The following is a 25,327-nucleotide window of genomic DNA, read 5'->3' as shown; positions in this document are numbered from 1 at the left end:
CACCGCGTCCCATGTTGTGCACCGAAGCGTTATGAGCAGGTGCGCCGGAACTCATCTCCTGCGCCCTCCCCTTCCGCTCGACCGACTTGTCCCCGAGAGACTCCACAACTCAAGGATGCGGCATCCGCGACGAAACGAGCACCCGCGCCCCAAAAGGGCGCGGGGAACCGCGCGACCAGCCGCGGCCGACCTGCACGAAGGCGGCGGTGGTGCGACCGAGCTCTCAGCGAACCAGGCCCCACCGGAACCCGAGCGCCACCGCATGCGCCCGGTCCGAGGCACCGAGCTTCTTGAACAGTCGCCGGGCGTGCGTCTTGACGGTGTCCTCGGAGAGGAAGAGCTCACGACCGATCTCCGCGTTGGACCGACCGTGGCTCATGCCCTCCAGCACCTGGATCTCACGCGCAGTGAGCGTGGGAGCCGCCCCCATCTCGGCGGACCGCAGCCGCCGCGGGGCCAGCCGCCAGGTCGGGTCGGCGAGGGCCTGCGTGACCGTCGCCCGCAGTTCGGCGCGCGAGGCGTCCTTGTGCAGGTAACCGCGGGCACCGGCGGCGACCGCGAGGGCCACGCCGTCCAGGTCCTCCGCGACGGTGAGCATGATGATGCGCGCGCCGGGGTCGGCGGACAGCAGCCGCCGCACGGTCTCGACGCCGCCCAGACCGGGCATGCGCACGTCCATCAGAATCAGGTCCGAGCGGTCGGCGCCCCAGCGGCGGAGGACTTCCTCGCCGTTGGCCGCCGTCGTCACACGCTCCACACCGGGCACGGTCGCGACCGCGCGGCGGAGCGCCTCTCGGGCAAGCGGGGAGTCGTCGCAGACGAGGACGGATGTCATGGCCGCCCTCCGCAGCTGATGCACGTCACCTTGAGCCTCCAGGCTGGTACGAAATCGTCACCTGTGCGGTCGACCGTCTCGGACGCCTGCCCGAGCGCTTGTTGTTTCAACCGCCTCCGCACTCTCAACGACGGTCACTCGAAAGAGTTACGGGGCCGTGCGCCGTCTTCGGCACTCTACGTGAGGGCCCGGACACGGTGCAGACATGCACGGCAGACCCTCAAGCTTTCATCACAAGCCGTGCCCCATTCAGCCCTTTTTCTTCCCATTTACTGGTGTCTGAGGCTAGATTCGCAATGAGTCATATTTTCATCTCCTTAGATAGTAGATGTACGGTCGTAGACACCGTATCCGCCCGAAACGGCTACAAGGGGTCACGCAATGGCAGATTTCTCCCGCCTTCCCGGACCGAACGCGGACCTGTGGGACTGGCAACTCCTGGCTGCCTGCCGCGGGGTCGACAGTTCGCTCTTTTTTCATCCGGAGGGCGAACGCGGCGCGGCCCGGAGTGCTCGTGAGAACTCGGCCAAAGAGGTCTGCATGAGATGCCCCGTCCGCGCCCAGTGCGCGGCGCACGCGCTGGCGGTGCGCGAACCGTACGGCGTCTGGGGCGGCCTGACCGAGGACGAGCGCGAGGAACTCATGGGGCGGGCGCGCCACCGGCTGGTGTCGGCGTCGGCCGGCGGCGGCCACACCGCCTCGAACAATTGAAGTAACGTTTCTTCACAGCTGGGGCACGCGCAGGCGTGCCCTTACTTCGTGCGCCCCGACTCGCTGTGCGCGTCCCGCACTTGACCGCTCGCCGCCCGTGCCAGCTGCTCCAGCGTCGCCGTCACCGCCGGCACCTGGGCGAGGTCGGGCAGGGTGAGGGCGACGATCTCCCGTCGTACCGCCGGTTCCAGCGTCACCGTGCGGGCCCCGCGCGGGCGTACCGACTCCACGGCGAGCTGGGGCAGGACCGCCACGCCCAGGCCCGCGCCGACCAGGCCGACCACCGCCGGATAGTCGTCGGTGGCGAAGTCGATGCGCGGGGTGAACCCGGCGCCCTCGCACACCTCGACCAACTGGCCGCGGCAGCGCGGGCATCCGGCGATCCACGGCTCGGCGGCGAGGTCGCCGATCGCCACCGACTCCGCGCGCGCGAGCCGGTGCCGCTCCGGGACCAGGGCGACCAGGCGGTCGGTCAGCAGGGGCCGGACGACGAGGTCGTCCCATTCGCCTTCCTGGGCCGCGCCCTCGTAACGGAAGGCGAGCGCCAGGTCGCAGTCGCCCTCGCGGAGCAGTTCCACGGACCGCGGCGGCTCGGCCTCCTCCAGGGAGACCCGGGTGCCGGGGTGGGCGGCGCGCAGGGCGGCGAGGGCGGTGGGGACGAGGGTGGAGCTGCCGCTGGGGAAGGAGACCAGCCGCACCCGCCCGGCGCGCAGGCCCGCGATGGCGGCGACCTCCTCCTCGGCGGCGGTGAGCCCGGCGAGGATGCCGGCCGCGTGCCTGACCAGGGCTTCGCCCGCCTGGGTCAGCCGCATCTCGCGGCCGCTGCGGATCAGCAGGGGGGTGCCGACGGACGCCTCCAGCGCCTTCATCTGCTGGCTGACGGCGGGCTGGGTGCAGCCCAGTTCGCGCCCCGCCGCGGAGAAGGAGCCGGTGGTGGCGACGGCGCGCAGCACGCGCAGATGTCGGGCCTCGATCACCCCACAAGGATAAGGGAGGCTTTGATGGGGTGCTCTTTAATGCGGTGAAGCTTTGACCCCCTCTCGCCTACCGTGCTGCCATGAAGCTTCTCTCTGTGAATCTGGGCCGCCGGACGGCCGTGCCCTACACGGACCACCCCGAGGGCGTGACCGCGATCGACAAGCGTCCGACCGACGCGCCGGTGCGGGTGGCCGCGCCGGGGGCGAAGGGGACCGGCGGCAGCGGGCTGGCCGGGGACGACATATGCGACACCCGGCATCACGGCGGGGACGACCAGGCCGTGTACGCGGTGGCGCGGGAGGACCTGGACGACTGGGAGCGCGAACTGGGGCGCACGCTGGCGAGCGGCGCCTTCGGCGAGAACTTCACGACGAGCGGCGTGGACGTGTCCGGCGCCCTGATCGGCGAGCGCTGGCGCGTCGGACCGGAGCTGGTGCTCGAGGTGACCTGCGGGCGGATTCCGTGCCGTACCTTCCAGGGCCACCTGGGTGAGCAGCGGTGGGTGAAGCGGTTCACGGCGAAGGGGGCGCCGGGGGCGTATCTGCGGGTGATCGAGCCGGGTGAGGTGCGGGCGGGCGACGCGATCGAGATTCTGCACCGGCCGGACCACGAGGTGACGGTGGCGCTGCAGTTCCGGGCGGTCACCACGCAGCGGGAGCTGCTGCCGCGGCTGCTGCCGGCGGGCGAGGCGCTGCACCCGGAGTCGCTGGCCGCGGCACGCAAGTACGTGTCGCAGTACGGACTCTGACGGACCGTCCGGCGGCGAGGTGAGAAGGTCCTGGGAAGGTGCCGGGCGCAGAGCGGATCCGTTCGGTCCGGGTCACTAATCTTGCGTCATGACAACGGCTCTCATCACGGGATCGACCGCGGGCATCGGCGCCGCCTTCGCACGGCGGCTGGCCGCCGACGGACACAACCTCGTCCTCGTCGCACGGGACACCAAGCGGCTGCGCGAGCAGGCGACCGAGCTGCACGACCGACACGGCATCGAGGCGGAGGTCCTGACCGCGGACCTGGCGGCGGACGAGGGCATCGAGGCGGTGGCCGCCCGGCTCGCCGACCGCAGGAACCCCGTCGACCTGCTGATCAACAACGCCGGTTTCGGCAACAAGGGCCGCTATCTCGACGTCTCCATGGCCGACGAGCTGAGGATGCTCAAGGTGCACTGCGAGGCGGTGCTGCGGCTGACGTCCGCGGCGGCCGAGGCGATGCGCGAGCGGGGCCGGGGCGGGGTCGTCAACGTCGCCTCGGTCGCCGCCTTCGTGCCGCGCGGGACCTACGGCGCCTCCAAGGCGTGGGTCGTGCAGTTCACCCAGGGCGCGGCCCGCGACCTGGCGGGCAGCGGCGTGCGGCTGATGGCGCTGTGCCCCGGCTTCGTGCGCACCGAGTTCCATGAGCGGGCCGGGATGGGCACGGACAACATCCCCGGCTGGATGTGGCTGGACGCCGACAAGCTGGTCGCCTCCGCCCTGGACGATCTGGCCCGGGGCAAGACGGTGTCGATCCCGGACCCCCGGTACAAGGTGCTGATGGGCGTCACCAAGGTGGTGCCGCGCGGGATGCTCGGCGGGCTCAGCTCCAGGACGGGGCGCAAGTACGGGCCGCAGTAGGGCGCGCGTCCGGCCGGGCGGAGACAATGGAGCTGTTCGACCGGACCTTCGGGGGACGGAGGCGACGCCATGACGTTCGTACAGCTCATCGACTGCAGGACGAGCCGGTTCGACGAGATGAACCGGCTGATGGACACGTGGGTCGAGCAGACCAAGGGGAAGCGGACCGCGACGCACAACGTGATCGGCAAGGACCGGTCCGACGCGTCGCACTTCATCGAGATCGTGGAGTTCCCGTCGTACGAGGAGGCCATGCGGAACTCGAATCTCCCCGAGACCGACCGGATCTTCCGGGACATGGTCGCCCTCTGCGACGAGACGCCGACCTTCACCGATCTGGACGTCGTGCGCGACGATCAGCCGGCCGAGGCGACCGTGCGGCGGTTCTTCGAGGAGATAGCCGCGAAGGACGAGGCTCCCACCCTCAACGACGTGCTCATCGAGGACTATCACGACCACGATCCCGCCAATCCGCAGGACAACATCGGCATCGATGCCATGCGGCGCGAGGTGCGGATGTGGCGCGACGGCTTCGACATCACGTTCACGATCGAGGACCAGCTGGCCCAGGGCGACCTGGTGTGCACCCGCTGGAGGTTCGACGGCCGGCACAAGGGCGAGTTCATGGGCATCGAGGCGACCGGCAGGCAGGTGTCCATGACCGGGTGCACCATTCACCGGTGCACCCCGGACGGGAAGATCGCCGAGGGCTGGTGGCAGTACGACCGGCTGGGCCTGATGGAGCAGCTTGGCGCGCTGGACGAGCTGGAGCAGTAGACAACGCGAAGGCCCGGCACCCCCGCGGAAGCGGGGGTGCCGGGCCTCAGTGCTGACGTGCGTCAGTGGGAGTGGCCGTGGCTGTGGCCGTGACCGGCGGCCGGCTCCTCCTCTTCCTTCTTCTCGACGACCAGGGTCTCGGTCGTGAGGAGGAGGGAGGCGATGGAGGCGGCGTTCTCCAGGGCGGAGCGGGTGACCTTGACCGGGTCGATGACGCCGGCCTTGACCAGGTCGCCGTACTCGCCGGTGGCGGCGTTGAAGCCCTGGCCCTTGTCGAGCTCGGCGACCTTGGAGGTGATGACGTAACCCTCCAGGCCGGCGTTCTCGGCGATCCAGCGCAGCGGCTCGACGACCGCGCGGCGGACCACGGCGACACCGGTGGCCTCGTCGCCGGTCTTGCCCAGGCCGCCCTCGAGCACCTTGGCGGCGTGCACCAGAGCGGAGCCACCACCGGAGACGATGCCCTCCTCGACCGCGGCGCGGGTCGCGGAGATGGCGTCCTCCAGACGGTGCTTCTTCTCCTTCAGCTCCACCTCGGTGGCGGCGCCGACCTTGATCACGCACACGCCGCCGGCCAGCTTCGCGAGGCGCTCCTGGAGCTTCTCGCGGTCCCAGTCGGAGTCCGTGTTCTCGATCTCGGCCTTGATCTGGTTGACGCGGCCCGCGACGTCCTCGGTGTTGCCGGCACCGTCGACGACCGTCGTGTCGTCCTTGGTGACGGTCACGCGGCGGGCGGAGCCCAGCACGTCCAGGTCGGCCTGGTCGAGCTTGAGGCCGACCTCCTCGGAGATGACCGTGGCGCCGGTGAGCACCGCGAGGTCCTGCAGCATCGCCTTGCGGCGGTCACCGAAGCCGGGGGCCTTGACCGCGACCGCGTTGAAGGTGCCGCGGATCTTGTTCACGACCAGGGTCGACAGGGCCTCGCCCTCGACGTCCTCGGCGATGATCAGCAGCGGCTTGGAGGCACCCGACTGGATGACCTTCTCCAGCAGCGGCAGCAGGTCCTGGATGGAGGAGATCTTGCCCTGGTTGATGAGGATGTAGGGGTCCTCGAGGACGGCCTCCATGCGCTCCTGGTCCGTCACGAAGTACGGCGACAGGTAGCCCTTGTCGAAGGCCATGCCCTCGGTGAAGTCCAGCTCCAGACCGAAGGTGTTGGACTCCTCGACGGTGATGACACCGTCCTTGCCGACCTTGTCCATCGCCTCGGCGATGAGCTCGCCGACCTGGCTGTCCTGGGCGGACAGACCGGCGACGGCCGCGATGTCGGACTTCTCGTCGATCGGGCGCGCGGTGGCGAGGAGCTCCTCGGACACGGCGGCGACGGCCGCGTCGATGCCCTTCTTCAGCAGCGCCGGGGAGGCACCCGCGGCGACGTTCTTCAGGCCCTCGCGGACGAGCGCCTGGGCCAGCACGGTGGCGGTGGTCGTACCGTCACCCGCGATGTCGTTGGTCTTGGTCGCCACCTCCTTCACCAGCTGGGCGCCGAGGTTCTCGTACGGGTCGTCGAGCTCGACCTCGCGGGCGATGGTGACGCCGTCGTTGGTGATGGTGGGGGCGCCGAACTTCTTGTCGATGACGACGTTGCGGCCCTTGGGGCCGATCGTCACCTTGACCGTGTCGGCAAGCTTGTTGACGCCGCGCTCGAGGGCGCGACGGGCGTCCTCGTCGAACTTCAGGATCTTCGCCATGACAGCGTGAGCCCTCTCGGATCGGTGGGTTCTCAAAAAGAAACTGCGCCCCGGGCGCCCGGCTTCTTATGTGGTCGCGGGGGCCAGGGGCGCAGCTCGAAAAACTTTGAGGTTGTGGTTACTTCTCGATGATCGCGAGCACGTCGCGAGCCGAGAGGACGAGGTACTCCTCGCCGTTGTACTTCACCTCGGTGCCGCCGTACTTGCTGTACAGCACGATGTCGCCGGTCTGGACGTCGAGCGGCAGGCGCTCGCCGTTCTCGAAGCGGCCCGGACCCACGGCCAGGACGACGCCCTCCTGGGGCTTCTCCTTGGCGGTGTCCGGGATGACCAGGCCAGAGGCGGTGGTCTGCTCGGCGTCGAGCGGCTGGACCACAATGCGGTCCTCGAGCGGCTTGATGGCAACCTTGGAGCTGGTGGTCGTCACGATCCGACCTCCCCCTTCGGAGATCACGGGGTTGACTGTCTGAGGTGGCGACCAGGTGGATCCGTCGTCGCGGGTGCCGGACCTGCCCGTCGCGTAGTTGGCACTCTCCAGTGGGGAGTGCCAGAGCCGAGACTATGACCGCGGTTAGCACTCGGTCAAGCGGACTGCTAATGCCGACGGCTCGGCGCGGCGCGTCAGAGGTAGTCCTCGAGCCTGCCGACCCGCAGTCCCCGCTCCCGGATCTCCCCGAGCAGCCGCCGGGTCCGCTCCACCAGCGGCACGCCCGTCGGGTCGTCCGAGGGCAGCGAGACGATGTCGCCGGGGCGCAGGTGGTGCGGGCCCCCGGTGTAGGCCAGCCGGCCGTCGCCGCCCATCGCCGCCCGCCACAGCACCATCGCCGAGATCCCGCAGTCGGCCGCCGCGCGGAGCGTGGTCGCGTCGTACGTGCCGTGCGGGGGCCGGAACAGGCGGGGGCGGATGCCGAAGCGGGCGCGGAGCTTGTCCTGCTGGCCGCAGATCTCGGCGCGCTGGCCGGCGTACGGCAGGCCGCGCAGGGCCCGGTGGTCGAGGGTGTGGTTCTGGATCGACGCGCCCACCGACTGCAGCCGCGCGAAGTGGCCGTAGCCCGGGCCGACCACGCTGTCCGTGAGGAACATGGCGACGGGGAGCCGCCGCTCGCGGACCAGGCCGACGAAGCGGGGGTCCTGTTCGGCGCCGTCGTCGTAGGTGAGGAAGACGACCCTGTCGTCGGTGGCGACGTGCTGCACGACCGGCGGGCGGGCGGCTCCGGGCGCCCCCGGGAGCGGCCGGTCCGAGGGGCCCGCGGCCTGGGCGCAGCCCGTCAGGAGGACGGCCGCCACCGCCCCGGCGAGCGGGCCCCGGGGCCTCACAGGTAGTCCTCGAGACGGGCCACCGCGTACCCCTCGGCGGTGATCCTGTCGAGGAACCGGCGGATCATGTCGGGCATGGTGCCCTTCCAGTGCTCCCGGCCCCGGAAGTGGCTGAGCACGATGTCGCCGGGGTGGATGTCCCGGTCCCACTCGCGGTACTCCCAGCGGTCGACGAACACCTCCTCGTTCCACAGGGGCGCGTGCGTGATGCCGCAGGCCTTGGCGGCGCGCAGGGTGTCGGCGTTGTAGCTGCCGAAGGGCGGCCGGAAGAGGACGGGCCGGGTGCCGTACCGCTTCTCGATCACGTCCTGCATGCCGCAGATCTCGCGCTTCTGGCGGGCGTAGGACAGGCCGGGCATGAAGGGGTGGTTCAGGGTGTGGTTGTGCAGCCCGGTCCCTTGGTCGCCCATCCGCTTGAAGTAGGCGTAGTCCTCCTTGACCAGGTAGTCGCTGAGGAAGGCGGTGTACGGGATCCTCAGCTCGGTCATCATCCGCAGGAACGCCGGGTCCTTCTCGGCGCCGTCGTCGATGGTGAGGAAGACGACCTTCTGCTCGGTGGGGACCGTGGTGAAGACCGGCGGGAGGTTGCGTTCGGTGTGCCCGTCGACCTCGAAGCCCTTGCGGGTGGTGATCCGGGGCTTCTTCGCGGGCGGGGCTGGGGGTGTCAGCGGGACCTTGGCCAGGCCCCAGCGCTTCGTGGCGGCGGCCCGGGCGGCGGCGGTGGCGCGCAGCTTGGTGGCGTAGGAGTCCAGGGCCCGGGCGGGCGGCGCCAGGAGGGGCTGCTGGCCGGGGGCGGGGCTGGTCGTCGCCTCGGTGCCCTGGGCGCAGCCGGAGGCGATGGCGGCGACGGCGAGCACGGCGATTGCGCCGCGGAGCCGGGCCCTTCGAGCGGACCGTTTTTTATCATTTTGTCCTACTACTCGCATGGAGCCGGATCCTCCCAGGCACCCCCCGCGACGACCGGCCGACACCGCCGCCGCGGGCGCACCGTCCACCGACTGGCCCACAATGACCCGGTGAACGACCTCGCTCCCCTCCTCACCCCCGAGGGCCGCGCCCTCCTCGACGCGGTGCGCGGCACCGCCCCCGCCGACGAACTCGCGGTCGCCACCCGGCTGCGCCGGGACCACCCCGCCGACCTGGTGTCGGCGGCGCTCGGCCAGGCGCGGCTGCGGCAGCGGGCGGAGGCCAAGTTCGGCGCCGAGGACGCGGGGCGGATGTTCTTCACGCCGAACGGGGTCGAGCAGTCGACACGGGCGAGTGTGGCGGCGTACCGGGCCGGGCGCCTGAGGGACCTGGGCGTCGCCTCCGTCGCGGACCTGTGCTGCGGGATCGGCGGGGACGCGATCGCGCTGGCCCGGGCCGGGATCCGGGTGCTGGCGGTGGACCGGGACCCCCTGACGGCCGCCGTCGCCCGCGCCAACGCCGAGGCGCTCGGGCTCGCCGACCTGATCGAGGTGCGCGAGGCGGACGTCACGGAGGTCGGCACGGCCGGGTACGACGCCGTGTTCGTCGATCCGGCGCGGCGCGGCGGCCGGGGCCGCATCTTCGATCCCGAGGCCTACTCGCCTCCCCTGTCCTGGGCCGTCCGGGCGGCCGGCACGGCCCCGCACGCCGCCCTGAAGGTCGCGCCCGGCATCCCGCACGAGGCCGTCCCGGACGGCGCCGAGGCCGAGTGGATCTCGGACGGCGGGGACGTGAAGGAGGCGGTGCTGTGGTTCGGCACCGCGCCGGGCGCCGTGCGCGCGACCCTGCTCCCCGGTCCGCGCACCCTCCTCGGCCGGGGCCTGCCCGACCCCGCCGTCCGGCCCGTCGGGCGGTATCTGTACGAGCCCGACGGCGCCGTCATCCGGTCCCATCTGGTCGCCGAGGCCGCCGCGGCGGTGGGCGGCGGGCTCATCGACGCGACCATCGCGTACATCACCGCCGACGAGCTGCACCCGACGCCCTTCGCGACGCCCTACGAGATCACCGACCGGCTCCCCTTCAACGTCAAGAAGCTGAAGGCCCTGCTACGGCAGCGCGAGGTCGGCGTCCTCACCGTCAAGAAGCGGGGGTCCGCCGTCGAGCCGGAGGAGCTGCGCAGGAAGGTCAAGCCGCAGGGGCCGAACGCGGCGACGGTGTTCCTCACCCGGGTGCAGGGCGCGCCCACCATGCTGATCGGTCACCCGCTCTGAGCCGCCCGGCGCAGCAGCAGCTCCCGTTCCCGCTCGTTGCGGGTCAGGGCGGCCGCCCGGGCGAACTCCGCGCCCGCCTCCGCCGTACGGCCGAGGCGGTGCAGCAGGTCGCCGCGGACGCTCGGCAGCAAGTGGTAGTCGCGCAGGGCCGGTTCGGCGGCGAGGGCGTCGACGATCTCCAGGGCCCGGGCCGGGCCCTCGGCCATCGACACCGCCACGGCCCGGTTCAGTTCGACGACCGGGGAGGGGGCTCGGGCGGCGAGCAGGGCGTAGAGGGTGGCGATGCTCCTCCAGTCGGTCTCCTCGTAGCTGTACGCGTGGGCGTGGCAGGCGGCGATGGCGGCCTGGAGGGTGTAGGGGCCGGGGCTGCCGGCGGCGTCCGCGCGGGCCAGGGCCCGGATGCCGCGGGCGATCAGCATGCGGTTCCAGCGGCGGCGGTTCTGGTCCTTGAGAAGGACCGGCGTGCCGTCCGGTCCGGTGCGGGCGGCGGTGCGGGACGCCTGGAACTCCAGCAGGGCGGTGAGGCCGTGGACTTCGGGCTCCTTCGGCATCAGCGCGGAGAGCACGCGGGCCAGACGCAGGGCGTCCTCGCACAGCGACGGGCGCAGCAGGTCGGCGCCCTCGGTGGCGGCGTACCCCTCGTTGAAGATCAGGTAGATGACCTCCAGTACGGAGCCGAGACGGGCCTCGCGGTCGGCGCCGTAGGGGACTTCGAAGGCGACGTTCCTCGTGGCGAGGGTGCGCTTGGCGCGGACGATGCGCTGGGCGACCGTCGGTTCGGGGACCAGGAAGGCGCGGGCGATCTCGGCGGTGGTCAGACCGCCGAGCAGCCGCAGCGTGAGGGCGATGCGGGCCTCGGTCGACAGCACCGGATGGCAGGTGGTGAACACCAGCCGGAGCAGGTCGTCGTCGATGTCGTCCGGCCCCGAGGGCTCCTCGGGCGGGACCGTGCCGTCCAGCGTGCGACCGATCTCGGCGAGCTTGCCGGCGTAGTTCTCGCGGCGCCGGACCAGGTCGACCGCGCGGCGGCGGGCGGCGGTCATGAGCCAGGCGCCCGGGTTGTGGGGCACCCCGTCCCGCGGCCACTGCTCCAGCGCGGCGACCAGGGCGTCCTGCGCGAGCTCCTCGGCGAGTCCGACGTCCCGGACGACACGGGCGACGGCGGCGACGATCCTCGGGGACTCGATCCGGAAGACGGTCTCGACGGCACCGCGGGGGTCCACGGCGGGCTGTGAAGTCACAGCCCACCATGCAACACCTCCCGCGGGGCGCGCACCAAACAGCTCTAGCCCTCGGCGATCTCGCGGACCTCGCAGGTGACCGTCCAGTGGGACTCGTGGACCTTCAGGAAGCGGGTCGCCCACTCGATCGCCTCGGCCCGGTCCTTGCACTGCATCAGGGCGTACCCGCCGACGACCTCCTTGGCCTCGGTGAAGGGCCCGTCCGTGACGGACGTCCGGCCGCCCTCGTAGTGCACCCGCACGCCCTGGGCGGTCGGCGTCAGACCGGCCGTGTCGAGCAGCACGCCGGCCTTCGTCATCTCCTCGATCAGCTCCCCCATGCGCTGCATCAGCTCGGCGCTGGGGCCCTCGGCGGGGGCTCTCTTCTCGTCGATCTGCACGAGCGACAGGTAGCGGGGCATGGTGGCTCCTCGTGGCGGACGGCCGGGTCCTTCCCGGCCTCTCACCCCTGCGTCGAGCGACGACCGCCCGGATCGACACCCGCCCCGAAAAAACTTTTCAGCGCAGCGATTCCCACAGCTCGCCCGCCTCCGGCTCCCGCGCCACCACCCGGTTGGAGTCCTGGGGTGCCGGTACGACGGGCAGGGTCACCGTCCGCACCGCGTCCGCCGAGAGCGCCTCCAGGCTCCGGCCGAGGCGGGTCAGCTCGGTCAGCGAGTCCAGTCCGGTGTCGGTGGTGAGGCTGCCGGTGACCGCGTCGGCGACCCGGTAGAGCTTCGCGGGGTCGGTGAGCAGCTCGGTCGCGGAGATCTGCCCCAGCAGCGCCTTCACCAGCTGCTGCTGCAGGACGATCCGCCCCAGGTCGCTGCCGTCGCCGATGCCGTGCCGGGTGCGGGCCAGGGCCAGGGCCTGCTCGCCGTCGAGATGGTGGGTGCCCGCCTCCAGGGTGAGGTGGCTGTCCTCGTCGTCGATGTCCTCCTCGGTGGTGACCGTGACCCCGCCGAGCGCGTCCACCAGCTGCGCGAACCCCGCGAAGTCGATCTCGAGGTAGTGGTCCATGCGGACGTCCGTCATCGACTCGACCGTCTTGACCGCGCACACCGGCCCGCCCACCGCGTAGGCGTTGTTGAACATCGTGCCGGTGGCGACCGCGGTGGATCCGCCGTCCTCCAGCGGGCAGGCGGGCCGGGTGACGAGGGTGTCCCGGGGGATGCTCACCACGGTCGCCGCGGAGCGTCCCGCGTCGAGGTGGACCACCATCGCGGTGTCGGAGCGGGCGCCGGTGCTGTCGCCGCCGCCGAGCGCCTGGTTCCGCGCGCCGCTGCGCGAGTCGGAGCCGAGCACCAGGATGTTCAGCGCCCCGGTCGGCAGCTCCTCCGCGGCCGTGGCCGAGGGGGTCGCCTTCGCCGGCCGGCCGTCGCCGAGCGCGCTGTTGATGTCGACGCTGTGGATGTTGTCGTTGAGCTGCCAGTACGCCCACCCCGCAGCGGCGGCGGCCAGCACCGCGACGCCCGCGAGGGCGAGGCCGGCGGCCTTGAGCACGTTCGACCGCCGGCCCGCTCTTCGGCCCTCGTCCCCGTTCGCCTCGTCTCCCGTCACGGACAGGAACGTAAGTCCGAATTATTACAACGAGCGCCCCGGGGACCATTTTCTTGGGAAATTCTCAGACTTCTCAGCCCAGGGTCACCACCGGCACCGGATTGCTCCCGCTCCAGGTCGCGTTGAACCCGAAGGTCACCGAACCCCCGTCCGGCACGGTCCCGTTGTAGGGGGCGTTGGAGCAGCTGACCGCGGAGCCCGACTGGGTGCAGGTCGCGTTCCAGGCCTGCCCGATCCGCTGCCCGGCGCCGTAGGCCCAGGTCGCCTTCCAGGACGACAGGGAGGCCCCGTCGCAGGCGATCCGCACCTGCCCGGTGAACCCGGAGTTCCACTGGTGGACGACGCTGTACGTGGCCGTACAGGCGTCCGTCGGCGGTGTCGTCGTACCGCCGAGGGCCTCCGCGATGGCGTGGTACGCCGGTTTCGGCGCGAAGTTCTCGTCGTACGGGGTCGCGGCGCCCTGCCCGGGGAAGGTGTCCGGGATCCAGGAGTCGGAGTCGGTGAAGCCCCAGACGGTGACGCCGACGCAGCGGGCCACGGCCACACAGGCGCTGACCACCTGCTTGTACTCGGCGGCCTGCTGGGCGAGCTCGGCGCTGTCCGCGGGCAGGTTGATCCGGATGTCCAGCTCGGTGATGGCCACGTCGACGCCGAGGTCGGCGAAGCGCTGGATGTTCTGCTGGAGCGTGGACGGCACCTGGCCGAGGATGAGGTGGGCCTGGAGTCCGACGCCGTCGATCGGTACGCCGCGCTCCTTCAGCGACTTGACCAGGTTGTACAGGGCGGTGGACTTCGCGTTGACGCCCTCGACGTTGTAGTCGTTGATGTACAGCTTGGCGCCCGGGTCGGCCGCGCGGGCCGCGGTCAGCGCCTCGGCGATGTAGTCGGCGCCGAGGCCGTTGTACCAGAGCGTCTGCCGGTAGGTGCCGTCCTCGTTGAACGGCTCGTTGACCACGTCCCAGGTGGCGAGCCGCCCCTTGTAGCGGCCCACCTCGGTGGCGATGTGGTCGGTCATGAGCTGCCGCAACTGGGCGGCCGTCCAGGTGCCGTTGGTCAGCCAGCCCGGGTTCTGGCTGTGCCAGACCAGGGTGTGGCCGCGCACCTCCTGGCCGCCTGCCTCGGCGAACTCGACGATCCGGTCGGCCTCGGCCCAGTTGAAGCTGCCGCGCGCGGGCTCGACCGACTCCCACTTCATGGCGTTGCCGGGGGTGAGCGCGTTGAACTCGCGGGCCGCGATCTCGCCGTAGGTGCCGGTGAGTTTGGAGCCGGTGACCGCGGTGCCGATGACCTTGCCCTTGGCGGCGGCGAGGTCGCGCAGCGGCTCGTCGGCGGCGTGCGCGGGGGGTGCCGCGAGCAGCAGGCCGCCGAGCATCGCGACGCCCGTGAGGAGTGAAGCCAGGGTGGAGCCCGTTCTCAGAGATCTCATTGCGGGTGCCTCCGAAAGTTTCGGTCGTACAACCGACTGGCTTCGGGCAGTGTGGAGGCGGACGGCACACCCGTCAATACGTCCCCGCTAAACGGCGGGCGGCGCTCCCGTACTGCTGCGCACCACCAGGCTCGTGGCCAGCTCCACCCGGGTCGCCGCCGGATCGCCGTCCTCCTTGGCCAGGTCCAGCACCAGCCGGGCCGCCGCCTCGGCCATCTCGGTCAGCGGCTGCCGTACGGTCGTCAGCGGCGGCCCGACCCAGCGCGCGATGGGCAGATCGTCGAAGCCCACCACACTCAGGTCCTCCGGGATGCGCAGCCCCAGTTCGCGCGCGGCCTCGTACAGGCCGAGCGCCTGGAGGTCGTTGCCGGCGAAGACCGCGGTCGGCCGGTCCGGGTCGCGCAGCAGCTTCAGGCCCTCGCGGTAGCCGGTCTCGTGGTGGAAGTCGCCGGGCCGGATCAGCGCCGGGTCGACCGGCAGCCCGGCCGTCTCCAGGGCGGCCCGGTAGCCGTCGATCCGGGCGCGGCTGCACATCATCCGCGAGGGGCCGGTGATGGCGCCGATCCGGGTGTGCCCGAGCTCGACCAGATGCCGGGTGGCGGCGAGGCCGCCCTGCCAGTTGGTGGCGCCGATGGACGGCACGTCGGCGCCCGGGTCGCCGGCCGGGTCCATCACCACGAACGGGATGGAGCGGCTCATGAGCAGCGCGCGCTGGGACTCGTCGAGGCCGGACAGCACCAGGATCACCCCGTGCGGACGCCGGGCGGCGACCTGGTCGGCCCAGGTCCGCCCGGGCGTGAGCCGTCCCGCGCTCTCGCTGAGCACCACGCTCAGCCCGGCGTCCCGGGCGACGTTCTCCACTCCCCGGATGACCTCCATCGCCCACGCGCTCTCCAGCTCGTGGAAGACCAGGTCGATCAGGGGCGAGCGGCTGGCCTCGGCGCGCCGGCGCCGGTAGCCGTGGGCGCGCAGCAGTTCCTCGACCCGGCTGCGGGTGGCGGGGGCGACATCGGCTCTGCCGTTGAGGACCTTCGAAACAGTCGGCGCCGAGACGCCGGCCTCCCGGGCGATCTCGGCGAGCGTCGCGGTCTGCGCGGGGCGACCTGACGCGCGGGTTGTCGTCCGGGTTTCAGCGGGCTCGGAGGGTGTCATGGCGGCGATCGTATCCCTGCGCCCCCTCTTGACGAACCCTTCCCACCGCCCCTAGGTTCCCGGAACATTCGAGGTGAACAACGAAACATTCGTGAGAGGCATCCGCCCGACAGGAGTTCCATGACGACCGCCCCCTGGCGCGACCCCGCCCTGCCCGCCTCCGCCCGCGTCGACGACCTGCTCTCCCGGATGACTCTGCAGGAGAAGACCGCCCAGCTCTACGGCGTGTGGGTGGGCGCCGCCACGGACGGCGACGGAGTCGCCCCGCTGCAACGCGAGATGACGGCCGAGTACGACTGGGACGAGCTGATCACCCACGGCCTCGGCCAGCTCACCCGCTCCTTCGGCACCGCCCCCGTGGACCCGGTGCTCGGCGCACAGGCGCTGGCCCGCGCCCAGCGCCGGATCGCGGACGCCGGACGCTTCGGCATCCCCGCCGTCGCCCACGAGGAGTGCCTGGCCGGGTTCACCACCTGGCGGGCCACCGCCTATCCGGTGCCGCTGGCCTGGGGGGCGAGCTTCGACGCCCCGCTGGTCGAGGAAATGGCCCGCCGGATCGGCGAGGACCTGCGCTCGGTCGGCGTCCACCAGGGCCTGGCGCCCGTCCTGGACGTCGTCCGCGACCCGCGCTGGGGACGGGTCGAGGAGACGATCGGCGAGGACCCGTATCTGACCGGCACCATCGGCGCCGCCTATGTGCGGGGCCTGGAGTCCGCCGGGGTGATCGCCACGCTCAAGCACTTCGCCGGGTACGCCTCCTCGGTGGGCGCCCGCAATCTCGCGCCCGTGCGGGCGGGGGTGCGCGAGTTCGCCGACGTGACGCTGCCGCCGTTCGAGATGGCGCTGCGCGAGGGCGGGGCGCGCAGTGTGATGGCCGCGTACACCGAGACCGACGGCGTCCCCGCCTCGGCGGACCCCGGTCTGCTCACCGAACTGCTCCGCGATCAGTGGGGGTTCACCGGGACGGTCGTCGCCGACTACTTCGGCATCGGCTTCCTGCAGTCCCTGCACCGCGTGGCGGGCACCGACGCCGAGGCGGCGCACGCGGCCCTGCGCGCCGGGATCGACGTGGAGCTGCCGAGCCTGAAGTGCTACGGCACACCGCTCCTGGACGCCGTCCGCGCGGGCGAGATCCCCGAGGAGCTGGTGGACCTGGCGGCCCGCCGCGTCCTGCTCCAGAAGTGCGAACTGGGCCTGCTGGACGAGGGCTGGGACCCCGAACCGGCCGAGCGCATCGACCTCGACTCCACCGCCAACCGCGCCCTGGCCCGGCGGCTGGCCGAGGAGTCGGTGGTGCTGCTGGACAACCCGGACGGGCTGCTGCCGCTGGCCCCGGACACCCGGATCGCGGTCGTGGGGCCCCGCGCCGCGGACGCCCTGGCGATGCTGGGCTGCTACTCCTTCCCGTCCCACGTCCTCACCCACCACCCGGACGTCCCGATGGGCATCGACATCCCGTCCGTCCTGGAGGCGCTGCGCACCGAACTCCCGGACGCGAAGGTGACGTTCGCCGAGGGCTGCGGGGTCTCCGACCCGGACCCCGCGGGCTTCGAGGAGGCGGTCGCGCGGGCGTCCGAGGCGGATGTGTGCCTCGCCGTGCTGGGCGACCGGGCGGGCCTGTTCGGCCGCGGTACCTCCGGCGAGGGCTGCGACGTGAGCGACCTGCGGCTGCCGGGGGTGCAGGGCGGGTTGCTGGACGCGCTGGTGGCGACGGGCGTCCCGGTGGTGCTCGTCCTGCTCACCGGCCGCCCCTACGCGCTCGGCCGCTGGCACGGCCGCCTGGGCGCGGTCGTCCAGGCCTTCTTCCCCGGCGAGGAGGGCGGCCCGGCGGTCGCCGGAGTGCTCTCGGGCCGGGTGAACCCCTCCGGACGCCTCCCGGTGAGCGTCCCCCGGGCGCCGGGCGGACAGCCGTGGACGTATCTCCAGCCGCCGCTGGGCCTCGCGGGCGAGGTAAGCAACCTGGACCCGACCCCGCTGTACGCCTTCGGCCACGGACGCTCGTACACCCGCTTCGCCTGGGAGTCCGACGCGGCGGACACGGAGATCGGCACGGACGGCTCGTACGAGATGAGCGTGACCGTCCGCAACACCGGTGACCGGGCGGGCGCGGAGGTCGTGCAGCTGTACCTGCACGACCCGGTGGCCTCGGTGACCCGTCCGGACGTCCGGCTGATCGGCTACCAGCGGCTGGAGCTGGACCCCGGCGAGGCCCGGCAGGTGACCTTCCGCTTCCACGCGGACCTGTCGGCCTTCACGGACCGCTCGCACGAGAGGGTGGTCGAACCCGGGCTGCTGGAACTGCGGCTGGGCACGTCCAGCGCGGAGATCCGGCACACCGCCCGCCTGACCCTCACCGGCCCGCCGCGGACGCTCGGCCCGGACCGGCGGCTGGTGTGCGAGACGGTGGTGTCCTGAGCCTGATCGCAGCCGGCAGGCCCCGGCGCCTGCCGGTCAGCCCTGGTCCACCGACTCGAACCGCCACCGGTGCACTGCCCGGGTGACCAGCTCGCCGTCCGGCTCGGGCAGTTCCGGCACGACGGCGTCGTAGTCGCCGTCCCACCAGGTGATGACGAGCACCCGGTCCGCCGGGGCCCGGAAGGTCTCCCGGCGCAGGGGCGGCTCGGCGAGCCGCTGCCGGGCGACCCAGGCCAGCAGCTCCTCGCCCCGGCCCTCGGCCGCCCGCGCCTCCCACATCAGCGCGACCGTCACGAGTAGAGGTTCTCCTTGGCGACCTCGTGCACATGGTCGTGTGCCGGTACGTGCGGGTCGGTCACCGGCAGCGAGGAGTCGGCGGACAGGTCCCAGCCGGAGGCCGGCCGGTTCCGCGCGACCATCTCCGCGCCGAGCGCGGCGACCATGGCGCCGTTGTCCGTGCACAGCTTCGGGCGCGGCACCCGCAGCCGGATCCCGGCCGCCTCGCAGCGCTCCTGGGCCAGTGCCCGCAGCCGGGAGTTGGCGGCGACGCCGCCGCCGATCATCAGGTGGTCGACGCCCTGGTCCTTGCAGGCCCGCACGGCCTTGCGGGTCAGCACGTCCACGACCGCCTCCTGGAAGGAGGCCGCCACGTCCCGTACCGGCACCTCCTCCCCCGCGGCCCGCTTGGCCTCGATCCAGCGGGCCACGGCCGTCTTCAGCCCGGAGAAGGAGAAGTCGTACGCCGGATCGCGGGGTCCGGTCAGCCCGCGCGGGAAGGCGATGGAGTTCGGGTCGCCCTCGCGCGCGTACCGGTCGATGACGGGGCCGCCGGGGAAGCCCAGGTTGAGCACCCGGGCGATCTTGTCGAAGGCCTCGCCGGCCGCGTCGTCGATGGTGGCGCCCATCGGCCGGACGTCGGAGGTGATGTCACCGGACAGCAGCAGGGAGGAGTGCCCGCCGGACACCAGCAACGCCATCGTCGGCTCGGGCAGCGGGCCGTGCTCCAGCTGGTCCACGCAGATGTGCGAGGCGAGGTGGTTCACGCCGTAGAGCGGCTTGCCGAGGGCGTAGGCGTACGCCTTCGCCGCCGAGACGCCGACGAGCAGGGCACCGGCGAGACCCGGACCGGCGGTCACGGCGATCCCGTCCAGGTCGCGGGCGGTGATCCCCGCCTCCTTCAGCGCCCGGTCGATGGTCGGCACCATCGCCTCCAGATGCGCCCTGGAGGCGACCTCCGGGACCACTCCGCCGAAGCGGGCGTGCTCGTCGACGCTGGACGCGATGGCGTCGGCCAGCAGGGTCGTCCCGCGCACGATGCCGACGCCGGTCTCGTCGCAGGAGGTCTCGATGCCCAGGACCAGGGGTTCGTCAGCCATGGATCTCTGTTCCTTGTTCTGAGGCGGGGCCCGCGGCGGAGCCGCCGGTCGAGTCGGTGTTCAGGCGCATCACGAGGGCGTCCACATTGCCCGGCTGGTAGTAGCCGCGCCGGAACCCGATGGCCTCGAAGCCGTAGCGCTCGTAGAGCTTCTGGGCGCGGACGTTGTCGATCCGGCACTCCAGCATCACTTCGGCGCAGTCGAAGGCGGTGGCCGCCCGCAGCAGCTCGGTCAGCAGCCGCCCGCCGAGGCCGGTGCCCCAGTGGTCGCGGGCGACGGCGATGGTCTGGATGTCGGCGAGGTCGCCGGAGGCGGAGAGGCCGGCATAGCCGACGATCCGCTCGCCCGCGACGGCCACGAGATACCGCCGGGTCGCCCCGGCACCGCGTGCGTGGGCCAGCTCGGACCAGAACATCCCGCGGGACCAGGCGTCCTCGGGGAAGAGGTCCTTCTCCAGCTGCAGCACCGGATCGATGTCCCACCAGCGCATCTCGCGCAGCACCGCTGTCACTTGGGGGTGACCACCTTGTAGTTCTTGGGGACCTGGGCGTCGGGCCTGCGCAGGTAGAGCGGTCTGGGCGCGGGGAGTTCCTCGCCCGCCGCCAGCCGCTCGGCGGCCAGCGCGGCGAGGGCCGCCGCCGACACGTGCTCGGGCTCGTGGGCGCGGGGGAAGGTCTCGGGGTACAGCAGCGCGCCGGCGCCGACCGCGGGCAGGCCCGCGACCCGCTCGGCGATCTCGGCGGGCCGGTCGACCGCCGGGTCGGTCAGGCGGGTGCGGGAGTCGGCGTACATGGCCCAGTAGACCTCCTTGCGCCGGGCGTCGGTGGCCACCACGAAGGGGCCCTCGGCGATGTCGGCGGCGTGGGCGAGGCCGTCGAGGGTGCACACGCCGTGCACGGGGACGCCGAGCGCGAGCCCGAAGGTGTCGGCGGTCATCAGACCGACCCGCAGCCCGGTGTACGGGCCGGGCCCGGTCCCTACGACGACGCCGGTGACGGCGTCGAGCTTCAGCCCCGCCTCGGCGAGCACGCGGTCGACGGCCGGCAGCAGCAGCTCGCCGTGCCGGCGGGCGTCCACCTGGCTCGACGAGGCGATGACGTCCGTACCGTCGTGCAGCGCGACGGTGACGGCGGGGGTGGCGGTATCCAGAGCGAGCAAGAGCACGCAAACAGCCTACGGCTCCCCGCGCCGCCGCACGGCCGCCCGGGAGGAGCGGTCACCGACTGCTACGGTCGCCGGGAGGCACGACGTACGACGAAGAGGTGGGCGACGGTGGCAAGCAGCAGCTCCGGATTCGTGGCCGGGCTCACCACGGCGGCCCTGGTCACCGTCGGCTACCTCGCCTACCAGGCCTCGGCGAACGTCCCGGCCGACCTGGGCCGCCCCGGCGGCGGCAGCACCCCCGCGGCGGCGGCGTCCAAGGCTCCCCGCGACCAGCAGAACCCGGCCGCGCTGCCCGCCGGGTCCGGCAAGGGTGAACGGGTGGTGTACTCGGTGGACGACGACCGGGTGTGGCTGGTCGGCGCGGACGACGAGGTCAGGCGCACCTTCGTGGTGGACCCCGGCACGGTGGATCCGGCGCCGGGCGTCTACCGGGTCACCTCCCGCTCGAACGCGATCACCGGAACGGACGGCGTCCCGGTCGAGCACGTGGTCCGCTTCACCAGCGTGAACGGGGTGGCGATCGGCTTCAGCGCGGCGGTGGACGAGGCGGCCGAGGCGGCCACGGCGGCGCGCACGGGCGGCATCCGCGAGACCCGGCCGGACGGCGACGCGATGTGGGACTTCGCGACGATCGGGCAGAAGGTCGTCGTGATCCGCTGACGTGAGCCGCCGCCCCTCAGGCCGCCTTGCGCTCCCGCTGTTGCGGAGCCTTCGGTTCCGGGGCGCGGGGCGGGGTGGACACGGCGGTTGCCGCGGCGCATGCCGCCAGCAGGTCGCGCATGGACACTCCGGGCAGCGGACGCGGCTGCGTCGCGTCCCGTTCCGTGACCGACATGGACGCCTCCTGGGAGCCGCGGGCAGACGTAGTTAGGCACACCTAACTACGGGCTGGGTACCATGTGACCACGCCCGGGACGGCGAACGCAATATCTTGCCGACGTCTTGTCGGAATGTTCATGGAGACCTCGTTCGCGGAGGCCCCGGCGGGGCTCAGGCGGACAGCGCCGGCAGACCCGCCTCGGCCCAGCGCTCCCCGAGCCCGGTCACCGTCACCTGCCGCACCTCGTCGGTCGTGTCGCCGACGGCCCGGTGGATGACGATCTGGAGCCGGTCGTCGGTCAGCTCCTCGACCTTGCCCTCGCCCCACTCCACGACGATCACGGAGTCCGGCAGCGAGACGTCGAGGTCGAGGTCCTCCATCTCGTCGAGCCCGCCGCCGAGGCGGTAGGCGTCGACGTGGACGAGCGGCGGACCGGCACCGAGCGACGGATGGACGCGCGCGATCACGAACGTCGGCGAGGTGACGGCGCCCCGGACCCCGAGCCCTTCCCCGAGCCCCCGGGTGAGGGTCGTCTTGCCCGCGCCGAGCTCCCCGCTGAGCATCACGAGGTCCCCGGCGCGCAGCAGCTTGGCGAGACGGCGGCCGAGCTCCCGCATCTGCTCGGGAGAGGTGACCGTCAGCTCGGTCTCAGCCTGGTTGTGCGGTACTGCTTCCATAGCCACCCACGGTAGCGCCCGCGGGCACCGCCCCCGCGCGGGTGAGCAGGTCGGCGAGGCGGTCGGTGACCACTTCCGGGTGTTCCAGCATCACCAGGTGCCCGGCGTCCGGCACGAGCACCAGTTCGGCGTCGGGGAGCAGATCGGCGATGGCCTCGCTGTGCTCGCTCGGCGTGACCAGGTCCTTGACCCCGGCCAGCACCAGCACCGGCAGGTCCGCGAAGTGGACGAGCGCCGCGGTCTTGTCGTGGTCGGCGAAGGCCGGGTAGTACTCGGCGACCACGTCGATCGGCGTGCCCTCGATCATCCGCTCGGCGAACCGCGCCACCGCCGGGTCGACGTCCCGGGAGGCGAACGAGTACCGCTTGATGATCCCGGCGAACAGATCGGCGGTGGCCCTGCGCCCCTTCTCCACCAGCTCCGCCCGCTGCCCCAGCGCCTTCAGCACACCGGGGAGCACGCGCCGCACCGCGTTGACGCCCGCGACGGGCAGCCCGAAGTTGACCTCGCCGAGCCGCCCCGACGACGTACCGACCAGGGCGACGGCGACCACCCGCTCCCGGATCAGCTCGGGGAACTGGTCGGCCAGCGCCATGACGGTCATCCCGCCCATGGAATGCCCGACGAGCACCATCGGCCCCTCCGGCACGGCCGCGTCGATGACGGCCTTCAGGTCCCGGCCGAGCTGCTCGATGTCGACGGGCACCCCGTCCCGCACCTGCGCGGCGCCCCGCGCGGAGCGGCCGTGGCTGCGCTGGTCCCAGTGCACGGTCCGCACGACGCCGCGCAGCGCCGCCCGCTGGAAGTGCCAGGAGTCCTGGCTGAGGCAGTAGCCGTGGCTGAAGACGACCGTGACGGGAGCCGGGGCCTTGCGTCCGAAGAGGCGGCGCCGGCGAGGGGCGGAGCCGCCCTCCGGCTCGACGTCGTCGACCTCGTAGTACAACTCGGTGCCGTCATCGGAGACGGCCTTGCCGGGCATGCCGCGCAGCGCACCGTAAGGGCCCGCGGAGTCGAGCGCGAGACGGGCCTTCTGCCGCATCCCCCGGCCGACGGTGAGCCGCTCTATGGCGACCCCGGCGGCGGCGCCCGCGGCGACCACGCCTATCGCGGCGCCCGCGAGTCCCGTCGCGCGGCGCCAGGCGCCGGCGGAGGCGACGGCCACGACGGCCTCCGCACTGCTCTCGCTCACGTACCGCTCCTCTTCGCCGGACTACTGCTGGCCGTCAGTCTGGCTCTCGTTCACATAGACCCGGGGAACACGGGTGCCGATCCGGGTGACGATCTCGTACGCGATGGTGCCGGCGGCCTGCGCCCAGTCCTCGGCGGTGGGTTCACCGCCGTCACCGGGCCCGAAGAGCACCGCGCGCGCACCCGGCTCGGGTTCGTCGCCCCCCAGGTCCACGACGAACTGGTCCATCGCGACGCGCCCCGCGATCGTCCGCCACTTGCCGCCGACCAGCACGGGGCCGGCGGAGGAGGCGTGCCGCGGGACACCGTCCGCATACCCGACGGGGATCAGCCCAAGGGTGGTCTCACCGGCGGTGGTGTAGGTGTGCCCGTAACTGACGCCGTGCCCGCCGGGCACGTGCTTGACGAGCGCCACGGACGCGGACAGCGTCATCACGGGCCGCAGCCCGAAGTCGGCGGGGCTGCCCAGCTCGGGGCCGGGCGAGACGCCGTAGACCGCGATGCCCGGCCGCACCAGGTCGAAGTGGCTGTCGGGGCGGGTGAGCGTGGCCGGTGAGTTGGCGATGTGCCGCACCTCGGGGCGCACGCCCCGCTCCTCGGCGTACCCGGTCATCTCGCGGAAGAGGGCGAGCTGCGCGTCGATGGAGGGGTGGCCGGGTTCGTCGGCGCAGGCAAGGTGGGACCACAGGCCGGTCACCTTCAGCAGTCCGTCCGCTTCGGCGGCGAGCGCCTGCCCGACCAGCTCGGCCCAGTCGCCGCCGGGCTGGCAGCCGCCGCGCCCGAGGCCGGTGTCGGCCTTGAGCTGCACGCGGCCCGGCCGGCCGGCCGCCCGGGCCGCCGCGGTGACCTCGCGCAGCGCCCACGGGTCGCTCACCGAGACGTCGAGGCGGGCCTCGATGGCCTCCCGCCAGGGCCCGCCCGGGGTCCACAGCCAGCACATGATCCGGACGTCGTCCGGCAGCCGCCCGTCCGCCCGCAGCGCGAGCGCCTCCTCGGGCGTGGCGGTGCCGAGCCAGGTCGCTCCCGCCTCGACGGCCGCGCGGGCGCACGGCAGCGCGCCGTGGCCGTACGCGTCGGACTTCACGACGGCCATCAGGGCCGCGTCCGGCGCGAGGGCGCGCAGGGCCCGCACATTGGCCCGCACGGCGGCCAGATCGATCTCGGCGCGGGCCCGCAGGGGCGCGGTCCGCAGGGCAGCAGTTTCAGTCATGGCGCCCCCAGTCTCTCAGAGGGGTCCGGCAGGCCGGTCGAGCCCCGGTGGCGGGCCGGGTCCTAGGTGCCGGGGCGGCGGCCCCAGGCGTATACCCGGTCTCCCGTCTTCAGCACCTTCCACAGCTTGCGGGCGTCGCCGAGGCGCAGGTTGACGCATCCCATGGAGCCGACGGTGGTGAAGATCGACCCGTAGACGGCGTGGAAGGCCTGGCCGCCGCTGAAGAACTGCGCGTAGGGCATGGGCTGGTGGTACAGCGTGGACACGTGGTTCTTGTGCTTCCAGTAGACCTTGTGCCATCCGGTGCGGGTCCGGTACCCGGCCCGGCCGCTGCGCATGGGGACCGGCCCGTACACGACCTTCTTCCCCTTCTGTACCCAGGTCAGCTGGCGGCCGAGATCGACGCAGGCGACGCGGTACGACCGCACCGGGCACTTCCCGGCGGCGTTGGGGTTCTGGCGCGCGCCGAGGAGCTGCATGGTGGCCCAGGTGACGGGCCCGGCGAAGCCGATGGCGGGCTTGATCCGGTGCTTGACCTGGAAGGCCCGGATGGCCCGGCAGTCGGCGGCGGACTGCTTGCCGTCCACCTTGAGCTTCAGCCACCGTTCGACCTGCCGCTGATAGGGCCCGGTCCGCTTGCTGCACGAGACCCGTGCGACGGCGTCCCCGAGGGGCACGTACTCGACCGGGTCGTAGGCCCCCTCGGCGGCCTCCGGCGGCTCCACGGCGTCCTCCTGGGCGCTGGGCGTGTACACGACCGGCGGCAGGACCTGGTCGGGCGTGTCCGTCACCCACGTCCTGGGCGCCACCCCGGGCACCAACTCCCCCTCCGGGCCCGGCGCCCCGGCCGCGCTCCCCGCCGGCAGCACACACACCGCGGCCATCACCACCGCCACACCCCGCCATGCCATACGCGAGCTGATCATGCGATCAGCGAACCGCGCACCCGGACCGCCCGGAGCGTGCCGCGCGGCGGGGTCACCCGGACGTACGCACCACGGTCCCGGTCGTAGGGTGCTCGGC

General features: G+C 72.4%; 27 protein-coding genes. 7 read left to right on the top strand and 20 right to left on the bottom strand.

Going from position 1 to position 25,327, the window contains the following annotated elements:
- Positions 1-223: 223 nt before the first annotated feature.
- Positions 224-835, bottom strand: a complete 612-nt coding sequence (locus tag M8H82_RS04430) for a response regulator transcription factor (protein ID WP_003948568.1) — start codon at positions 833-835, stop codon at positions 224-226.
- A 381-nt stretch (positions 836-1,216) separates the two neighbouring features.
- Between M8H82_RS04430 and M8H82_RS04425 the strand changes: the two genes are divergently transcribed.
- On the top strand, positions 1,217-1,546 hold the full coding sequence (locus M8H82_RS04425; protein ID WP_250071060.1) for a WhiB family transcriptional regulator: 330 nt from the start codon (positions 1,217-1,219) through the stop codon (positions 1,544-1,546).
- 41 nt (positions 1,547-1,587) lie between these two features.
- Here M8H82_RS04425 and M8H82_RS04420 read toward each other — a convergent pair whose 3' ends face one another.
- Positions 1,588-2,523 (bottom strand): LysR family transcriptional regulator, encoded by a 936-nt coding sequence (locus tag M8H82_RS04420; RefSeq protein WP_250071059.1) that lies wholly within the window; start codon positions 2,521-2,523, stop codon positions 1,588-1,590.
- An 80-nt stretch (positions 2,524-2,603) separates the two neighbouring features.
- Between M8H82_RS04420 and M8H82_RS04415 the strand changes: the two genes are divergently transcribed.
- The 3 genes from M8H82_RS04415 (at position 2,604) to M8H82_RS04405 (ending at position 4,911) form a co-directional block, all read left to right on the top strand.
- A complete protein-coding gene (locus M8H82_RS04415; protein WP_250071058.1) occupies positions 2,604-3,272 on the top strand; it encodes an MOSC domain-containing protein in 669 nt (222 codons plus the stop codon).
- Between the two features lie 88 nt (positions 3,273-3,360).
- Positions 3,361-4,134: an SDR family oxidoreductase gene (locus M8H82_RS04410; RefSeq protein ID WP_250071057.1), complete on the top strand. Its 774-nt coding sequence runs from the start codon at positions 3,361-3,363 to the stop codon at positions 4,132-4,134.
- Positions 4,135-4,203: 69 nt separating this feature from the next.
- Positions 4,204-4,911: an ester cyclase gene (locus M8H82_RS04405; RefSeq protein ID WP_250071055.1), complete on the top strand. Its 708-nt coding sequence runs from the start codon at positions 4,204-4,206 to the stop codon at positions 4,909-4,911.
- Positions 4,912-4,973: 62 nt separating this feature from the next.
- Here the strand turns inward: M8H82_RS04405 and groL are convergent, their stop codons facing one another.
- From groL to M8H82_RS04385, 4 genes are all read right to left on the bottom strand, one after another.
- Positions 4,974-6,602, bottom strand: a complete 1,629-nt coding sequence (groL, locus tag M8H82_RS04400) for a chaperonin GroEL (protein WP_250071053.1) — start codon at positions 6,600-6,602, stop codon at positions 4,974-4,976.
- 118 nt (positions 6,603-6,720) lie between these two features.
- A complete protein-coding gene (groES, locus tag M8H82_RS04395) occupies positions 6,721-7,029 on the bottom strand; it encodes a co-chaperone GroES (RefSeq protein ID WP_028807844.1) in 309 nt (102 codons plus the stop codon).
- Between the two features lie 194 nt (positions 7,030-7,223).
- Positions 7,224-7,919, bottom strand: a complete 696-nt coding sequence (locus M8H82_RS04390) for a polysaccharide deacetylase family protein (RefSeq protein ID WP_250071051.1) — start codon at positions 7,917-7,919, stop codon at positions 7,224-7,226.
- Entirely contained in the window at positions 7,916-8,845 is a 930-nt protein-coding gene (locus tag M8H82_RS04385) for a polysaccharide deacetylase family protein (RefSeq protein ID WP_250071049.1), read from the bottom strand. Before M8H82_RS04385 ends, M8H82_RS04390 begins: the two co-directional genes overlap by 4 nt.
- Before the next feature lie 90 nt (positions 8,846-8,935).
- Between M8H82_RS04385 and M8H82_RS04380 the strand changes: the two genes are divergently transcribed.
- On the top strand, positions 8,936-10,096 hold the full coding sequence (locus M8H82_RS04380; RefSeq protein ID WP_250071047.1) for a methyltransferase domain-containing protein: 1,161 nt from the start codon (positions 8,936-8,938) through the stop codon (positions 10,094-10,096).
- On the opposite strand, the gene M8H82_RS04375 is transcribed toward M8H82_RS04380, so the two are convergent.
- The 5 genes from M8H82_RS04375 to M8H82_RS04355 all read right to left on the bottom strand — a co-directional run bounded on the left by M8H82_RS04375 (position 10,084) and on the right by M8H82_RS04355 (position 15,454).
- A complete protein-coding gene (locus M8H82_RS04375) occupies positions 10,084-11,337 on the bottom strand; it encodes an RNA polymerase sigma factor (protein ID WP_250071045.1) in 1,254 nt (417 codons plus the stop codon). The genes M8H82_RS04380 and M8H82_RS04375 overlap by 13 nt on opposite strands.
- A 44-nt stretch (positions 11,338-11,381) precedes the next feature.
- Entirely contained in the window at positions 11,382-11,738 is a 357-nt protein-coding gene (locus tag M8H82_RS04370) for a YciI family protein (protein ID WP_250071043.1), read from the bottom strand.
- Between the two features lie 97 nt (positions 11,739-11,835).
- Entirely contained in the window at positions 11,836-12,876 is a 1,041-nt protein-coding gene (locus tag M8H82_RS04365; protein ID WP_250071042.1) for an LCP family protein, read from the bottom strand.
- 73 nt (positions 12,877-12,949) lie between these two features.
- Positions 12,950-14,302: an endo-1,4-beta-xylanase gene (locus M8H82_RS04360; protein WP_250071040.1), complete on the bottom strand. Its 1,353-nt coding sequence runs from the start codon at positions 14,300-14,302 to the stop codon at positions 12,950-12,952.
- An 87-nt stretch (positions 14,303-14,389) separates the two neighbouring features.
- Entirely contained in the window at positions 14,390-15,454 is a 1,065-nt protein-coding gene (locus M8H82_RS04355; protein ID WP_250071039.1) for a LacI family DNA-binding transcriptional regulator, read from the bottom strand.
- Between the two features lie 120 nt (positions 15,455-15,574).
- On the opposite strand from M8H82_RS04355, the gene M8H82_RS04350 reads away from it, so the two are divergent.
- Complete coding sequence (locus tag M8H82_RS04350) at positions 15,575-17,869, top strand: glycoside hydrolase family 3 N-terminal domain-containing protein (protein WP_250071037.1); 2,295 nt, start codon at positions 15,575-15,577, stop codon at positions 17,867-17,869.
- Between the two features lie 36 nt (positions 17,870-17,905).
- Here M8H82_RS04350 and M8H82_RS04345 read toward each other — a convergent pair whose 3' ends face one another.
- From M8H82_RS04345 to tsaB, 4 genes are read right to left on the bottom strand one after another with little or no spacing between them, the layout of a single operon-like run.
- Positions 17,906-18,163: a hypothetical protein gene (locus M8H82_RS04345; protein WP_250071035.1), complete on the bottom strand. Its 258-nt coding sequence runs from the start codon at positions 18,161-18,163 to the stop codon at positions 17,906-17,908.
- On the bottom strand, positions 18,160-19,245 hold the full coding sequence (gene tsaD, locus M8H82_RS04340; RefSeq protein ID WP_250071033.1) for a tRNA (adenosine(37)-N6)-threonylcarbamoyltransferase complex transferase subunit TsaD: 1,086 nt from the start codon (positions 19,243-19,245) through the stop codon (positions 18,160-18,162). The genes M8H82_RS04345 and tsaD overlap by 4 nt, the downstream gene beginning before the upstream one ends.
- Complete coding sequence (gene rimI / locus M8H82_RS04335; RefSeq protein ID WP_250071141.1) at positions 19,238-19,735, bottom strand: ribosomal protein S18-alanine N-acetyltransferase; 498 nt, start codon at positions 19,733-19,735, stop codon at positions 19,238-19,240. The genes tsaD and rimI overlap by 8 nt, the downstream gene beginning before the upstream one ends.
- Before the next feature lie 17 nt (positions 19,736-19,752).
- Positions 19,753-20,409: a tRNA (adenosine(37)-N6)-threonylcarbamoyltransferase complex dimerization subunit type 1 TsaB gene (gene tsaB, locus M8H82_RS04330; protein ID WP_250071032.1), complete on the bottom strand. Its 657-nt coding sequence runs from the start codon at positions 20,407-20,409 to the stop codon at positions 19,753-19,755.
- A 108-nt stretch (positions 20,410-20,517) separates the two neighbouring features.
- Between tsaB and M8H82_RS04325 the strand changes: the two genes are divergently transcribed.
- Positions 20,518-21,069, top strand: a complete 552-nt coding sequence (locus M8H82_RS04325) for a hypothetical protein (RefSeq protein ID WP_250071030.1) — start codon at positions 20,518-20,520, stop codon at positions 21,067-21,069.
- A 16-nt stretch (positions 21,070-21,085) separates the two neighbouring features.
- Here the strand turns inward: M8H82_RS04325 and M8H82_RS04320 are convergent, their stop codons facing one another.
- The 5 genes from M8H82_RS04320 to M8H82_RS04300 form a co-directional block, all read right to left on the bottom strand.
- Positions 21,086-21,244, bottom strand: coding sequence for a hypothetical protein (locus M8H82_RS04320; RefSeq protein WP_250071028.1), 159 nt, complete (start codon positions 21,242-21,244; stop codon positions 21,086-21,088).
- Between the two features lie 155 nt (positions 21,245-21,399).
- The gene (tsaE, locus tag M8H82_RS04315) at positions 21,400-21,906 is read right to left on the bottom strand and encodes a tRNA (adenosine(37)-N6)-threonylcarbamoyltransferase complex ATPase subunit type 1 TsaE (RefSeq protein ID WP_250071027.1); all 507 of its coding nucleotides are present in this window, start codon (positions 21,904-21,906) and stop codon (positions 21,400-21,402) included.
- Positions 21,878-23,095: an alpha/beta fold hydrolase gene (locus M8H82_RS04310; RefSeq protein ID WP_250071018.1), complete on the bottom strand. Its 1,218-nt coding sequence runs from the start codon at positions 23,093-23,095 to the stop codon at positions 21,878-21,880. Before M8H82_RS04310 ends, tsaE begins: the two co-directional genes overlap by 29 nt.
- A gap of 21 nt (positions 23,096-23,116) precedes the next feature.
- Entirely contained in the window at positions 23,117-24,304 is a 1,188-nt protein-coding gene (alr, locus tag M8H82_RS04305) for an alanine racemase (RefSeq protein WP_250071016.1), read from the bottom strand.
- A 62-nt stretch (positions 24,305-24,366) separates the two neighbouring features.
- A complete protein-coding gene (locus M8H82_RS04300; protein ID WP_250071015.1) occupies positions 24,367-25,230 on the bottom strand; it encodes a L,D-transpeptidase family protein in 864 nt (287 codons plus the stop codon).
- Positions 25,231-25,327 lie beyond the last annotated feature (97 nt).

It is taken from the genome of Streptomyces sp. YS415, assembly GCF_023544665.1.
In the GTDB taxonomy this organism is placed as follows: Bacteria; Actinomycetota; Actinomycetes; order Streptomycetales; family Streptomycetaceae; genus Streptomyces.
This window is presented reverse-complemented; position numbering and strand designations above follow the sequence as displayed.